Below are 14,818 nucleotides of genomic sequence, written 5' to 3'. Positions count from 1 at the left end.
ATCGCCAATGACGGCTTCACCCATCGCCGCCGCCACTGTCAACTTCAATCCCGAGGCCAGACTGTTTATCGACGGGCGGCTGCGGGATTCGTCGACGGGGAAGACCGTCGACAACATCAATCCGGCGAATGAGGAAGTGCTCGGGCACGCCACCGACGCCAGCGCAGAGGACATGCAGGAGGCCATCGCCGCCGCCCGCCGTGCGTTCGACACCACCGACTGGTCGACCAACCACGAGTTCCGGCAACGCTGCCTGATGCAGTTGCACGAAGCGCTGCAGGAGGAAAAAGAGGACATCCGTGCTGAGCTGATCGCCGAAGTCGGCGCGACGGTGGGGATGACCTACATCGCGCAGCTGGAATGGCCGCTCGCCGACGCTATCCGGTATCCGGCCCAGCTGATCTCGACCTTCCAGTGGGAGCGGATGCTCGACGAGGACGCCAAGATGGGCGTGCCGTACAACCGCGTCGTGGTCAAGGAACCAATGGGTGTCGTCGGCGCCATCACGCCGTGGAATTTCCCGTTCGAGATCATCAGCAACAAAGTGGGCCAGATCCTGGCCACTGGGAACACGATGGTGCTCAAGCCGGCCGTCGAGACGCCGTGGAGTGCGTTGCGGTGGGGCCGGATCATCGCCGAGAAGACCGACATCCCGGCCGGTGTCGTCAACATCGTGCCGGCGTCGGACAATGACATCGCCCAGGTGCTCGCCACCGACCCGCGGATTGACATGGTGTCCTTCACGGGATCAACCGCGGTCGGCAAGCTGATCCAGCGGCTGTCGGCCGACACCATGAAGCGCAACATGCTTGAGCTCGGCGGGAAGTCCGCGTATCTGGTGCTCGACGACGCCGACATGGGCATGGCGTTGCCCGGTTGCATTGGCGCGCTGATGCATTCCGGTCAGGGCTGTGCGTTGGCCACCAGGATGCTCGTGCCGCGCTCGCACTATGACCAGGCCGTCGAGGTCGCCAGCGCCACCTTCGGCTCCCTCACGGTCGGCGACCCCTCGGACCCGAATACTTTCTGCGGGCCGCTGGTGTCGGCTAAGCAGCAGGCCCGGGTGTTGAACTACATCGAGACCGCCAAGCGTGAGGGAGGCCGCGTCACCGCCGGCGGCGGGGTGCCGGAGGACCTGGACCGCGGATATTTCGTGGCGCCGACCGTCGTCGCCGACGTCGTCCCGGACCACACGATCTTCCAGGAGGAGATTTTCGGGCCGGTGCTGTCCATCACGCCGTACGACGGCGGCGACGACGGCGCCGTCGAGATGGCCAACAACTCCACCTACGGCCTGGCGGGCGGAATCATGGGCTCCGACGAGCGGGCCATGGCCGTCGCGCGCCGCATCCGAACCGGCTCACTGATGATCAACAGCGGCATGTACTACGGCGCCGACGCGCCGTTCGGTGGGTACAAGATGAGCGGCATCGGCAGGCAGAACGGCATCGAAGGCTTCGAGCAACATCTGCAGACCAAGACGATCGGATACCCCCTGTGAGCGACATTCTCAGCGGAATCCGCGTCGTCGAACTCGCCGCGTGGACGTTCGTCCCCGCCGCCGGTGCCGTCCTCGCCGACTGGGGCGCCGACGTCATCAAGATCGAGCACCCCGAAACCGGTGATCCGCAGCGTGGCCTGATCAGCTCCGGAATTGTCACCGCCGCCGGGGGAGTGAATCACTTCATCGAGCAGCCCAACCGGGGCAAGCGCAGCATCGGGCTGGACACCTCTACCCCCGACGGGTTGGAGCTGCTGATGAAGCTGCTCGAAACCGCGGACGTCTTCGTCACCAACTTGCTGCCGGATTCGCGCCAGCGGATGGGGATCGACGTCGAGCAGGTACGTGCGCGCAACCCCAAGATCATCTATGCCCGCGGGCACGGCTACGGCACCCGCGGCGACCTCGCCTCGCAGGGCGGCTTCGACCTGGCTGCGTACTGGGCCCGAGGCGGAATCGGCGACGCCTACGCGGCGGGTGACGGTTCGTACCCGCCCATCCAGCGGCCGGCGTTCGGCGACTCCTACGGCGGGCTGGCGATCGCGGGCGGAATCGCTGCGGCGCTGGTGAAGCGCGAGCGCACCGGAGAACCGTCGGTGGTCGACGTGTCGCTGCTCAACGCCGCGATCTGGCAGTTGGGTCCGGACATCGTCGGATCAGGCGCCACCGGTCAGGACATCCCGAAGTTCAACCTGGACGAGATGCCCAACCCGGTAGCCAGCATCTATAAGACCCGCGACAACCGGTTCATCGCCTTCGTGCTGCTGCAGGCCGACCGATTCTGGGCGGACTTCTGCGCCCGGCTGGGCCGCACCGACCTGATCGATGACGAGCGCTTCGCTTCGGCGATGGTGAGATTCGGCAACCGCAAGGAGTGCATCGCGGAACTGCGCCGGACCTTTGAGTCGCATGACCTTTCCCATTGGGAGAAGGCTTTCGGCGGTTTCGAGGGGGTGTGGGACGTGATGCGCACCGCCCGCGAGGTACACGAGGACCCGCAGACGATCGCCAACGGGTATCTGCCGCGAGCCACCAATGCCAGTGGCAATGAGTTCGCGCTGGCGGCCAGCCCGGTGCAGTTCGACGAGGTGCCGCTGGACCTGACGTGTGCGCCCGGGCACGGTGAACATACCGACGCGTTGCTGGCCGAGCTCGGCTTCAGTGAGGACGAAATCATCGAGTTCAAGATCAACTCGGTGGTGCTGTAGTGGGTTCGGAGGACCTCGCGCGGCGCTTCCTGCACGTCAATCTCAATTGCGAATCGCTGGGCCGCATGGAGTACGTCTACGGGGACATACTGGGTCTGAGGGCACGTATGCGTACCGACCCGAAAATCGCCACCGACGGCACCATTCTCGGCCTCGACGGTGAAACATATTGCGCCACCGCATTTCTCTACGACGCGCGTGGCGGTCGCGCAGGCTGTGCGTTGGAGGCGATCGAATACCGCTCGCCTACGTTGAGTCGCGACCTGAGTCGCGACCCGGTGCGCCCCGGAATTCGGTCGGTGCAACTGGCGGTCGCTGACCTCGACGGCGCCGTGACCGCGTTGCGCGACGGGGGACTGACGGTGGGCGATCCGGTCGACGGCCTCATCGATGACGGAAAGTCGGTCCTCGCGCTGGACCCTGACGGCGTGGTGATCGAGGTGGTCGAGTCACCGGTTGATGCCGGGGGCGCGAATGGCGCGTTATTCACACTGTTCAATGGGATCAGGATCGCCGCGATCGACGCGGCCGCGACTGGCGAGTTTCTCACCGCCATCGGGTTCGAAGAGGTGGATGCGCCGCGGGTGATGCGGGTCGCCGGTGCGCAGCTCAGCCCGGACGGCACGGGTGAAACCGATTGCGTGGTAGCGCGTTACGCGCTTGCCGAGGATGGCAATCAGTTCGCACTGGTGGTGGTGCAACATCCTGGAACCGCGCATACCCCGGTGCCCTGGGCCGGTAACCGCCAGGGCCTCTACCGTTGCGCGCTTCGGGTGGAGAATGTGCGCGAGGCACTGGCGCAGGTGCCCGATTCGATTGAGCGGATGGGTGATCCAGTGTGGTGTCCGCTGCCGGGAACCAAGATCGAGGGCCTGCACATCGCATTTCTACGGTCGCCCGACGGCGTGGTGTTCGAGTTCGTCGAGCGGCCGCTCAGTCACTTCAGCCCCTCCACGGGAAGGAGCTGACGGGTGCATCTCCAGATGGAGGGAAAAGGATATCTCGTCGTCGGCGGAACGGCCGGTATGGGGCTGGCGGCAGCACGGGCGCTGGCTCGCGAAAGCGCGTCCGTCGTCGTGGTCGGGCGCGACGAGGCCAAAGCCAAGGGCGCGACGGCCCAGATCGCCGAATCAGGCGCTGCCGCGGCGCACGGCTTGACCTTTGATGTGAGTCAACCCGGCGCGGCGGTCGCCGCCGTCGAGGAAGCCGTCAACATCCTGGGCCGACTCGACGGCATCGCCGTCACCATGGGCACCGCGGGGATGATGCCCATCGACTCGGACGACGACGCATGGGACACCGCGTTTCACGACGTCCTTCTGGCGACCACTCGTAGCGTGCAAGCTGCATTGCCGCACCTCGCGGTCAACGGAGGCGCGATCGTGACCACCGCCGCGTACTCGGCCCGCTCACCGCACGAGCCTCGGCTGCCGTATGCGAGCCTTAAGGCAGCCGTCGCCACGTTCACCCGTGGCGTCGCGCGCACCCACGGGAAATCGGGTATCCGGGCGAACAGCGTTGCCCCCGGCGCCGTGGAAACTGATGCCCTGCACGCCATCCGCGGATATGTCGCCGAAAGTAAGGGCTATCCCTACGATGAGGCACTCGAGCGGGCGCTAGTGGAAGACTTCGGGTTCGACGCCGCCCTCGGTCGGCCCGGACAGCCTGACGAGATCGGCGCGCTGATCGCCTTCCTGCTCTCGGACATGTGTGCCTTCATCACCGGACAAACCATCTACGCCGATGGCGGGGCGCCGTAGTCCGTGAGGAGTTCAGGCCGTCGGTAGCGGTCCGGCGAGCCCGCGGGGAGAGGTGCCGTAGAGCCAGCTGACAGCCTGCCCGATCTCCGAAAATGTCAGCGAGACACCGTCTTTGGCATAATAGGCGCCGGGCGCCTCGGCAAAGCCCTCGATGCGGGTCAGCTTGTCACCGTTGATGCGCAGGATCTGCCCGGTCAGCCAGGACGACTGCGCGGACTGCAGCCAGGCCACCACGGCGGAGCTGCGGGCGGGATCCAGCGCTGGGTCGTCGGCGCGGCCACCGAACACCTCGGCCGTCATCCGCGACCTCGCCAGCGGGGAAATCGCGTTGACCGCAACACCGTAACGCTGCGCCTCCATTGCGGTAACGACCGTCAGGTTGGCGATCGCGGCCTTGGCCGCGCCATAGGCACTCTGCCCGACATTGCCCCACAACCCCGCGCCGGAAACCGTGTTGACTATGTGGGCATCGATCGGGTTGCCCGCTTTGAACTGCGCACGCCAGTACTCGCAGGCATGTCGGGTGACCGCGAAGGTGCCTTTCAGATGTACCGCGATGACGGCGTCCCAATCGGCCTCGCTGGAGGCGGCGACCATGGAATCACGCAGGATGCCCGCATTGTTCACCACGCCGGTGAGGGTACCGAAGGTGTCGACGGCGGTGGAGATCATGTGGGCGACGTCATCCCACGCCGACACCGAACCCGTATGTGCGACAGCCTTGCCGCCGGACGCCTCGATTTCGGCGACGACGTCGGCCGCGGGGCCTTCCCCGTTGCCGCTTGAGCCATCCCTGTTGACACCTGGATCATTCACCACGACGGCTGCGCCCTGCTTGGCCAACTCGAGGCAGTGGGCTCGGCCGATTCCCCGGCCGCCGCCCGTCACCAAAACGACCTTGCCGGTCAGCGGACCTTCAGGCATTGCTCGTTATCCCCTTCACTTCGAGAACAATTCGGTGATGAGTTGCCGGCGTTGCGACCAGTCTGCTGCGCGCAGGTCGACGTATCCGGACTCGGTGACGATCGCGTCCACGTCGTGGGCGGACGTGGAGGCGGGACGGCTGAGCTGCTCGACGAGCGGTGAGCGCCCGTCGTTCCTCGTAGGAACGGCAATGATCGACAGTCCGCCGCTGCTCATTCGGGCGGCGGCGCAATAGTCGGGATGCCCGCCGATCCCACCGATCACCTTGTCGCCCAAGCCCTCGACGTTGATCTGCCCGTACGGGTCGATTTCGATGGCGGTGTTCACTGCGACCAGCGGTGACCCGCGGGACAGCCGAGTGAGGTCGTGGGTGTAGTCGAGCCCGCGCAGGATCCGGCGCCCGTCGGCCCAGTCGTAGAGCGCGTCGCTGCCCAGCAGATACGTCGCTGACGGTGTACCCACCAGAAGGCCGCGGTTGTCGAGCTCGACGACGGCGTCGGTGAGTAACCCGGTGTCGATGTGCAACGGCACCTGTGTCCGGCGCAGCAGCGCGGTGCCGAGCTGGCCTGGGCCGTACTGGATCCGGGCATCTTCAGGGAGCAACTTCAGTACCGCGTCGGCGAGCGCGTCGTGTATCGGCTCGGGGTCGCGGTTCGGTACTCGCAGCGGTCCGGCCGCGACCGTGCCGAGCACCTCGACGCGTGACGGGTCGAGTGGAGGCCCGACATCCGCCGCGGGCGCCGAGGTGTCGATGACCGCGAGAGTCTTTGCGCCGCTGTCGATTACCGCGCGCTGCCAGGACACCTCGGTGCCGAACTGCAGCAATCCGTCCCGACGTACCAGCCGGGTGAGCAGCACGTCGGGCCGCAGCACGTCAGCTAGCAGCGCGGGAATCGCCGCCAGCCGCGTCGGTAGGAAACGCGCCTTCGGGCTTCGCAGTACCTCGCGCACGCCCCATCCGGGCATCAACGCAACCACGTCGGCGAATGCGTCTGCGTCGAGGCCGTCGATCGGGGCGGCCAGCCAGCCCAGCACCAGGCGCACCGCGCCGACCTCGCTGGCGGCGAGGCTCAGCGCCGCGCCGACCGATGCTCCGTCGTCGAGGCAGCGCAGCGCGCCCACCCCGTCGCCGAGGGCAACCGTCATTCCGGGACGCAGCGCGGCGCGCAGCGCTGAGGTGAAGTCGGCCGCGGTCAAACTTGCTGTCATCGTGGTTCTTTGGGGAGCCCGAGTACCCGCTCACCGAGAATGTTGCGCTGAATCTCGCTGGTTCCGCCCAGGATCGTCTGTGCTCGTCCGACCAGCATGTGGTGTACCAGGCCGTCGTCCTCGGGGTCTGCGCACGCGTCCGAACCGAGCACTTCGGTGGCCATGTCACCCAGGTCCTGGTCCGTTTCCGACGTCATCAGCTTGAGCACCGAGAAGGCCGGCGACGTCAGGTCACCCGAGTCGATGGCGCGCTGCCAGGTGTAGCGGAGCAGCCACATCCTGGCCCAAAGCCGGGTCATCGACCTCGACAGCACCGGGTCGAGCAGGTCGTGGTCGCGGGCCGCATCGACCATGCGCTCGTGCAACCGGAACATCGATACTGCCTGCGAACCCAACGTCAGGCGCTCACGGCCCAGCGTCACCATCGCCACCGTCCAGCCCTGACCAACCTCACCGATAAGGGCGCCTTCGTCGAGTTCGGCGCCGTCGAAGAAGACTTCGTTGAACTTGCTCTCGCCGTCCATCTGCGTCAGCGGGCGCACCGTGACCCCCGGGATGTCCATGGGCACGACGAACATCGACAAGTCGCGGTGCTTGGCCGGCCCCGTTCGGGCGAGCAGCAGCCCGAAGCGGGCCGAGGCGGCCGCCGAACTCCACACCTTCTGACCATCGATTCGCCAGCCCGTGGCAGTGCGCCCGGCCCGCGTGCGAACACCGGCGAGGTCTGAGCCGGCGCCGGGCTCGGAGAAGAGCTGACACCAGACATCGTCGCCCAGCCGGATCGGTTCCAGGTAGCGATCCTTCTGCTGCTGGCTGCCGAACTTGATCAGCACCGGTCCGACCAAGTCGGCACCGGTGATGTTGAGCTGGCGGGGCACGTCGGCTCGCGCGCACTCCTCGGCGAAGACGGCCTGATACGTCACTGTTGCTGCGGCACCGCCGAACTCGCGCGGCCAGTGCAAGCAGGCGTAGCCGTGGTCGGCGAGGTAGCGGTGCCAGATCCGGCCAGGTTCGACGTCGTCCGCGGTGGGCGTGGGCCCGTAGTTCCGTAGACCGGGGGGCCTCGGTGCGTTGTGCAGAAATGAGCGGATCTCCGCGCGTATTGCGCCGACGTCGTTGGGCTCTTTCGTCACTTCTGGCGAAGCCGGCAGCTGAGTCGACGGCTCCAGCGTCGATAGCCGGTCCCAGTGCTGGCCCGGGGTGCCGAGTATCACCTCGTCCGTGCGGGCGCGCCGGAAGTACAGGTGTGCGGAATCCTCCCAGGTAAAGCCGATGCCGCCGTGAATCTGGACGTTTGCCTTGGTCGCGTTGCGCAGCGCCTCTGAGCAGACCGCCTTGGCCATGCTCGCCCGCCAGCCCGCTTCGCCGGCGGCAGCGGAGTCCGGATCGTCGAGAGCCTCCAGGGCCGCCTGGGATGCCGAGCGCGCCCACTCGAGATCGACGAGCATGTCGGCGCACTTGTGCTTGATGGCCTGAAAGCTGCCGATCTGCCGTCCGAACTGCTCCCGCGTGCGGGCATAGTCGGTGGCGATCTCGAGCACCCGCTCGCAGGCGCCGACCTGTTCGGCCGACAGCACCGCCAGCGCAATGTCGACGTTGCGGTCGACGACGTCACCAAGGGGTGCGTCGCCGGAGAGCCGCAGTGCCGGCGCCGAGCTGAGCGTGATGGTGGCCATCGGCCTGGTGTGGTCGAGCACGCGTTCGGCCTCCGCGACGACGCTGTCGATAGTCGGGTCGAGCAGGAACACCGCCGGCTCGCCATCTTCGTCGATGGCGACCACGACGAGGTCGTCGGCAACGGAGCCGCCCAGCACGTGGCGCATCGTGCCGTCGAGGTTCCAACCATCCCCGGCGCGGGTGGCGCTCAGCGTCACCGCGGACCGTCGCCACAACCCGCCGTCGCTGGTAAGGGCGGCGGCGGCGGTGCGGCGACCTTCGATGAGCCCGGTGAGTCGCTTATCGGCATCCGGGTCGTGCTCGGTCAAGTCGAGCAGCAGGCCGGTGGCCAGCACCGTGGAGCTGACGAATGGCACCGGGGCCAGCGCGCGACCGAGTTCGTGGGCGACCACGCCCAGCGCGGACGCGCCGTAACCGGCGCCGCCCAGGTGTTCAGGCAGCGCGATGGCGGCTATCCCCACCTGGTTGCACAGCACGTCCCACAGCACCGTGTCGAAGCCGGAACGTCCGGCTACGCCGCCCCGGTCGACCTCGCCGTATGCAACCGCGCGCACTCGTTCCTCGGATGCCAGTCGCTCACAGGCGGAACGCACCGACTGCGCGAGTTCCTGACGTTCGTCAGCGGACAACGTCGTCATCGGGTTCCTCCTGCGATCTGCCGGGCCAGCTCGGACTTGGCGACCTTGCCGAGCCCCGTCAGCGGGAACTCGTCGACGAGGACGAGCCGCTCGGGCCACTTCTGCTTCATCAGCCCGCGTTCGTCGAGGAACGTGCAGAGTTCGTCGAGGGTGACGTCGCGATGGCGTGGCGAACGACGCACGACCGCGCACACCAGCTCACCGCGCAGTTCGTCGGGCTGGCCGAGGACGGCGATTTCGTCGACCAGGGGGTGGGCCAGCAGTTCGTTCTCGATCTCGTCAGGGGCGACGTTCTCGCCCTTGCGAATGATCAAATCCTTGGTGCGACCGGTGACCACGATGCGGCCGTCCGGGCGAAGGTGGCCCCGGTCGCCGCTGCGGAACCACCCGTCCGCGGTGATCGCGTCGGCCCACTGGTCGTGCTGCAGATATCCGGGTGTCAGGTTGTCGCCGCGCAGCTCGATCTCGCCGTTCGCTGCGATCCGCACCTGCGATCCGGGGATGGGCCGGCCCGCGCTGTTGGCCAGTTGTTCGTCGGTGTCGGTGGCCTCGCTGACGCAGATCATCGGTGCCTCGGTCATTCCGTAGGCATGCACGACCGGAACGCGTAGGTGTTCACGCACCTGTCTGTGCACCTCGGGGGGACACGCGGCACCCCCGCCGATTAGCATCCGCAGCGACGGCATCAACAATTCCGTTGTGGGCGCGGCCATTTGGGCGGCCAGCAGCATCTGGTAGAAGGCGGTGCTCGCTCCGGTCACCGTCACCTGGCGTTCCGCGAGCACCCGGGGCAGGTCGGCTGCGGAAACCTTGGGGATGAGCACCACCGGAAAGTCGCCGAACAGAGCGGTGGCGAGGTAGACCATGCCGCCGATGTGGGCGATGGGGAACGCGATGGTGCCAACTTCCCGCGGATGACTGCCCACACCGAGATGAGCGACATAACCGCGGGCCGCGCTGAGCAACGTGCCGTCGGTGTGGCGCACGGCTTTCGGGCGCCCGGTGGTGCCCGACGTGAAGTACACCCAGCGCGGCTCCGCTGCGCCGTGAGGCGCTTCGTACTCGGCGCCCGCGGCCGGCGACGTCTGGAGCCGACGGACAAGGTCGGCAGGAACCGTGATTGTCGGTAGCCCGGGCGCCGCATTGGCGGCCGTCGACTCGTCGACCAGCAGGATGTCCGCGCGCGCGACGTCGACCGCCGCGCACACCTCGCGGCACCGATAGAGGTGCAATACCGGGGCCTGCGTAACGGGCATGCGGGCAAGGGCCAGCATTACCACTGCGGCGTTGACGTGTGAGGGCAGCTGCCAGGCGACCGTTATGCCGGGGCGCACACCGGCATCTGCCAACCATCCCGCGGCGGCCGACGCCAGCGCGGCTACCTGCGAGATGGTGAGTGTCTCGCCGTCGACGTCGCGCAGCAGCGGACGATCCGGTCGGCTGGCGGCGCACTCATCCAGCAGCCCGGCGATGGTGCCAGCCGTCACCGTGTTCTCCCGTCCCGGCCGGCCGTCAACCCACCCGCGGCCCGGGCGTGAAACGGACCGGCAGTTCGCGCACGGCGTACACCTCGCCCGCGTCCTCGAACAGTTTCGGATTACCGGCCAACTCGAAGTCGGGTAGCCGCTTGAGCACCTGGGTGATCATCACGTCGAACATCAGCTTGGCATAGTGCGAACCCAGGCAGCGGTGCATGCCCACACCGAACGCCATGTGCTTCTTGGCATTTGGGCGATCGAGGTCGAGTTCGTCAGGGTCCTCGAACATTGCGGGGTCTCGGTTGGCCGCTGCCCACATCAGGATCGCCCGGTCGCCCTGGCACAGCCGCTGGCCGTGGAAGTCGGCGTCGCGCGAGACGGTGCGCGCCAAACCGAGTGTCGGCGTGTACAGGCGCAGCAGCTCGTCGGTGGACTTCTTCACCAGGCTCGGATCGGCTTTGAACTTGGCCCGCAGATCGTCGTCCTTGCACAGCCGCAACAGCACATTGCCGGTGAAGCCGCTGGTGGTATCCATGCCGCCGAGCATCATCAGCACCGTGTACATGGTGATCTGACCGTCGTCCAGCGGTTCGCCGTTCAGCGTTCCGCGCAGGATGTCACTGAACAGGTCGTCGCCGAGCCCTTCGGCGCGCCGCTGCGCCATGTGCTTGCCAATCTCGCCGAACATCTCCATGCCGGCGATTGCGGCCTTCTCCGGGTCGTGAGCACGGTCGTGCACGGTGGTGTGCACCCAGCCGACCCAGTCCATGAAACGCGACTCGTCGAAGTTCAACAGCCGCAGAATCAACCGGGCCGGCAGCGGCGTCGTCAGCTCACCGACCAGGTCGCACTCGCCGCGCTCGATGAAGGCATCGATCGCCTCGTTGGTCATCTCGATGGCTGACTCGCGGAATCGCTCCGCCGATCCCGGGGAGAAGCGTTTGAGGGTGACCTCGCGCAACTCCTGGGTCTCTGGTGGATCCGACTCGATCGGCAGGATCGGCAGTGGCAGCTCACTGGCCGGCACCCCCACCGACGGATAGGAGTTGAACAGGTCGTCGTCGCGGGCCGCTTCGAAGACCGATGCGTAGTCGACCAGCGCCCAGAAGCCTTCGTAGTGATCGGAATGTGCGACCGGACAGCCTGATTCGCGCATCTCGCGGAACCGGCCATACGGGTCCTCGCGGAACTCGGGTGAGTGGTGGTCGAGGTCGACCTCGGCGCGTGGGCGCGACTCCGCCTGGGTGTCGGTCATCGGCAGTACTCCCTTCGGGATGGCGGCTACTTGGACAAGATGGCGACGGCTGCGGTTCCGGGTGCCCCATACAACTGGGCCAGCCCGACCTGCGGATCGTTCGGCACCTGACGGTCACCCGCGGTACCGCGCAATTGATGGACGAGCTCGTAGACCTGGCGAAGACCGGATGCGCCGACCGGTTCACCGTTTGCCAGCAGGCCACCGTCGGTGTTGATAGGCAGCCGGCCACCGATTTTGGTGGCGCCGTCGGCGAGCAGTGCCTCCTGTTCGCCGTCCTTGCACAGGCCGGTCTCGGCCATGTGGATGATCTCGGACCCGGAGTCGGTGTCTTGCAGTTGCGCGACGTCGACGTCCTCGGGCCCTATCCCGGCCAACTCGTAGGCGGCGCGGGCGGCCTCCGCGGTGGTGCCGGGCACGATGGGCAGCTCAATCGAGGTACGAAGGAGCTCGTAGGCGCCCTCGCGGCGGCTTCGCAACGCGGTTGAGCGCAGGTAGATCGGACTGTCGGTGTATAGCTTGGCCGCCTCGGCGCGGCACACCACCACGGCGGCGGCGCCTTCGTTTGGGTTGCAGTACATGTATTGGCGCAGTGGAGCGTTCACGATCGGAGAGCTCAGGATCGCGTCGACGCTCATCGGCTTGCGGCGCCACGCGTGTGGCGCCAGCGCCCCATTTTCGAAGTTCTTGGCCGCCACCCGGGCCAGGGTCTCCTCGGTGATGCCGTGATCGTGCATGTATCGCATGATCTTGGTGCCGAAGTAATGCGTGGTCAGGAACATGCCCTGGTCGCCGTACCACTGGGGCAGCCCGGACACCGACGGGTCGGCGCCGAACGCGCCCCGCGGATGCTTGTCCAGCCCCACGCCTACCGCAATGTCGGCTTCGCCGAGTTGGACGTCTCGCGCGGCCAGGGTCAACAGCGAGTTGCCGGTCGCGCAGCCGCTCAGCGTGGCCCGCGCCGGCAGGCCGGTCATCCCGACCAACCCCGTCACCGCCTCGGGATTGGACACCTCGAGGCTGCCCGCATAAAGACTGCCCACGTCCGACCATTGCACCCCCGCATCGCGCAGTGCCCTACTGATCGCTACGGCGCCCATTTCCAGCGCCGACCGGTCCTCGTGTCGACCGAACGGGTGAAGTCCGACGCCGATGATGGCGATGTCGGGCGTGCTGCTCATGGTGTTCCTTCCGGCAGGCGGCAACGTGCAGCCCCGGGAGCGTGCTTTGACGGGGACGCCTCTAAGCCTATAACTATATAGCTGATTCTAAAAAGGGGCCCTACAATCTGGGTATCCGTGAATGAAGGCTGAGGCGTTGAGCATTTCGTTGTTGTTGGAGATGGCGGTCTCGTGCGACCCCGACCGGCTGGCGTTGGTCGACGGCGCCAATCGGTTGACCACCGGCGAGCTCAGTGGGTTGGCTGACGGGGGAGCGGGTGTGATCGCCGCCGCCGGGGTCGAACACGTCGCTTACGTCGGGTCAGGCGGGCTCCTGCAGCCGCTGCTGATTTTCGCCGCGGCTCGCGCAGCGGTTCCGTACACTCCGATCAACTACCGATTGAGCGCCGAGGGTGTCCGGGAGTTGATCGAGCGGCTACCCCATCCGCTGGTGATCGTCGACGACCGTTACCGCGGTTTGGTCGGCGATGCCGGCAAGCGCGTGATGTCCTCCGAGGACTTCTTGGCCGCGGCGCGCACCACCGACGCCGCAGTAGAGTTCGCCGATCCGGACGACATAGCGATCGTGCTGTTCACGTCGGGGACCACCTCCAAGCCGAAGGCGGTCGAGCTGTCCCACGGCAACCTCACCAGTTACATCACCGGCACCGTCGAGTTCGGTTCGGCCGATGACACGGATGCGGCCCTGATCTGCGTGCCTCCTTATCACATCGCCGGGGTCAACGCCGCGATGTCGAACTTGTATGCGGGCCGCAAGATGGTGTACCTGGCCAACTTCGACGCTCGCGAATGGGTGCGTCTTGTCGCCGAGGAGAAGGTGACGACCGCGACCGTGGTGCCCACCATGATGGACCGCATTGTCGCCGCGCTCGAACGGGAGCCCGTCGAACTGCGAACGCTGCGCAACCTGGCCTACGGTGGATCGAAGGTCGCACTCCCGTTGGTGCGCAAGGCACTCGACTTGATGCCGCACGTCGGATTCGTCAATGCCTACGGTCTTACCGAAACCAGTTCGACAATCGCGGTACTCACCCCCGATGACCACCGCGATGCACACGGCAATCCAGACGAGTTGCGCGCCAAGCGACTCGGCTCGGTCGGGCAGCCGGTGCCCGGCATCGAGGTGCAGATCCGTGACGAGAACGGTGCCGTCCTCGGCCCGGGTGAACCGGGTGAGCTCTTCGTCCGCGGCGAACAGGTTTCCGGCAAATACACCGGAATCGGCTCGGTGCTCGACGCCGAGGGCTGGTTCCCCACCAGGGACATCGCGACCCTCGACGAGGACGGCTATCTGTTCATCACCGGTCGTGCCGATGACACCATCATTCGGGGCGGTGAGAACATTGCGCCCGCCGAGCTCGAAGACGTGCTCGTCGAGCATCCCGACGTGCACGAGGTCGCCGTCGTCGGTGTAGAGGATGCCGAGTGGGGGCAGGCCATCGTCGCGGTGGTCGTTCCGGCCGCCGGCGCCGATCCGGATCCGGCCGACCTTCGTGAGTACGTCCGGAAGGCCCTGCGGGGATCACGCACGCCCGACCGGGTCGTCTTTCGTGACGAGCTACCGACTAATGCAACGGGAAAGCTGCTTCGTCGTGAGATCGTGGAAAGCCTCCGGGACGCGATCACCGAAAACTGAGGAAAGGCAACATGATCAAGAACGGAACGCGGCTGCAGAGCCAGGTCTGCAACACTCAGGTCATCGTCGTCAAAGCGGCCGAAAGCCTCGACGATTTGCGTTGCGGGGGCCGACCGATGCTGCCTCTGGATGCCGAGCGGCCCGCCGACGCCACGCCCGACCCGGACTTCGCCGACGGCAGCACGATGGGCAAGCGCTACGTCGACGACGATGGCGCCGAGGTGCTGGTCACCAAGGCCGGCGTGGGCTCACTCAGCGTCGGTGCGACCCCGCTGGTGCTCAAGGAAGCCAAGCCGCTGCCCGCCAGCGACTGACAGGCGAGTGGCCGCCGCCTCGCGGCCAGGCTGTCCA

12 protein-coding genes and 1 pseudogene are annotated in these 14,818 nt (G+C 66.7%); 6 read left to right on the top strand and 7 right to left on the bottom strand.

The window, feature by feature from the left end; translation table 11 throughout:
* Positions 1-7 precede the first annotated feature (7 nt).
* From FPZ47_RS01800 to FPZ47_RS01785, 4 genes are read left to right on the top strand one after another with little or no spacing between them, the layout of a single operon-like run.
* A complete protein-coding gene (locus tag FPZ47_RS01800) occupies positions 8-1,501 on the top strand; it encodes an aldehyde dehydrogenase family protein (protein ID WP_144945334.1) in 1,494 nt (497 codons plus the stop codon).
* Positions 1,498-2,709 carry a CaiB/BaiF CoA transferase family protein gene (locus tag FPZ47_RS01795; RefSeq protein ID WP_144945337.1) on the top strand — a complete coding sequence of 404 codons (1,212 nt, stop codon included), beginning with the start codon at positions 1,498-1,500 and terminating at the stop codon, positions 2,707-2,709. The genes FPZ47_RS01800 and FPZ47_RS01795 overlap by 4 nt, the downstream gene beginning before the upstream one ends.
* On the top strand, positions 2,709-3,677 hold the full coding sequence (locus FPZ47_RS01790; RefSeq protein ID WP_144945340.1) for a VOC family protein: 969 nt from the start codon (positions 2,709-2,711) through the stop codon (positions 3,675-3,677). The genes FPZ47_RS01795 and FPZ47_RS01790 overlap by 1 nt, the downstream gene beginning before the upstream one ends.
* A gap of 15 nt (positions 3,678-3,692) precedes the next feature.
* Positions 3,693-4,469: an SDR family NAD(P)-dependent oxidoreductase gene (locus FPZ47_RS01785; protein ID WP_144945636.1), complete on the top strand. Its 777-nt coding sequence runs from the start codon at positions 3,693-3,695 to the stop codon at positions 4,467-4,469.
* A gap of 12 nt (positions 4,470-4,481) precedes the next feature.
* Here FPZ47_RS01785 and FPZ47_RS01780 read toward each other — a convergent pair whose 3' ends face one another.
* From FPZ47_RS01780 to FPZ47_RS01755, 7 genes and pseudogenes are all read right to left on the bottom strand, one after another.
* Positions 4,482-5,393, bottom strand: a complete 912-nt coding sequence (locus tag FPZ47_RS01780; protein ID WP_144945343.1) for an SDR family NAD(P)-dependent oxidoreductase — start codon at positions 5,391-5,393, stop codon at positions 4,482-4,484.
* A 15-nt stretch (positions 5,394-5,408) separates the two neighbouring features.
* Positions 5,409-6,602 carry an acetyl-CoA hydrolase/transferase C-terminal domain-containing protein gene (locus FPZ47_RS01775; protein ID WP_210419807.1) on the bottom strand — a complete coding sequence of 398 codons (1,194 nt, stop codon included), beginning with the start codon at positions 6,600-6,602 and terminating at the stop codon, positions 5,409-5,411.
* Positions 6,599-7,735: an acyl-CoA dehydrogenase family protein gene (locus tag FPZ47_RS30380; protein ID WP_425461718.1), complete on the bottom strand. Its 1,137-nt coding sequence runs from the start codon at positions 7,733-7,735 to the stop codon at positions 6,599-6,601. The genes FPZ47_RS01775 and FPZ47_RS30380 overlap by 4 nt, the downstream gene beginning before the upstream one ends.
* Positions 7,736-7,807: 72 nt before the next feature.
* Positions 7,808-8,917: pseudogene (locus tag FPZ47_RS30375) on the bottom strand (acyl-CoA dehydrogenase family protein); the annotation flags it as partial.
* Positions 8,914-10,404: a class I adenylate-forming enzyme family protein gene (locus tag FPZ47_RS01765; RefSeq protein WP_144945349.1), complete on the bottom strand. Its 1,491-nt coding sequence runs from the start codon at positions 10,402-10,404 to the stop codon at positions 8,914-8,916. The gene FPZ47_RS01765 and the pseudogene FPZ47_RS30375, both read right to left, overlap by 4 nt.
* Before the next feature lie 25 nt (positions 10,405-10,429).
* The gene (locus FPZ47_RS01760) at positions 10,430-11,650 is read right to left on the bottom strand and encodes a cytochrome P450 (protein WP_144945352.1); all 1,221 of its coding nucleotides are present in this window, start codon (positions 11,648-11,650) and stop codon (positions 10,430-10,432) included.
* 26 nt (positions 11,651-11,676) lie between these two features.
* Positions 11,677-12,831 (bottom strand): thiolase family protein, encoded by a 1,155-nt coding sequence (locus FPZ47_RS01755; RefSeq protein ID WP_144945355.1) that lies wholly within the window; start codon positions 12,829-12,831, stop codon positions 11,677-11,679.
* A gap of 136 nt (positions 12,832-12,967) precedes the next feature.
* Here FPZ47_RS01755 and FPZ47_RS01750 point away from each other — a divergent pair, with 136 nt between their 5' ends.
* On the top strand, positions 12,968-14,467 hold the full coding sequence (locus FPZ47_RS01750) for a class I adenylate-forming enzyme family protein (protein ID WP_144945358.1): 1,500 nt from the start codon (positions 12,968-12,970) through the stop codon (positions 14,465-14,467).
* Positions 14,468-14,478: 11 nt separating this feature from the next.
* A complete protein-coding gene (locus FPZ47_RS01745; protein ID WP_144945362.1) occupies positions 14,479-14,781 on the top strand; it encodes a hypothetical protein in 303 nt (100 codons plus the stop codon).
* Positions 14,782-14,818: the final 37 nt, after the last annotated feature.

Source organism: Mycobacterium helveticum (assembly GCF_007714205.1).
Classification (GTDB): domain Bacteria; phylum Actinomycetota; class Actinomycetes; order Mycobacteriales; family Mycobacteriaceae; genus Mycobacterium; species Mycobacterium helveticum.
The sequence above is the reverse complement of the archived record's forward strand: the minus strand, read 5'-3'. Positions and strand labels throughout refer to the sequence as shown.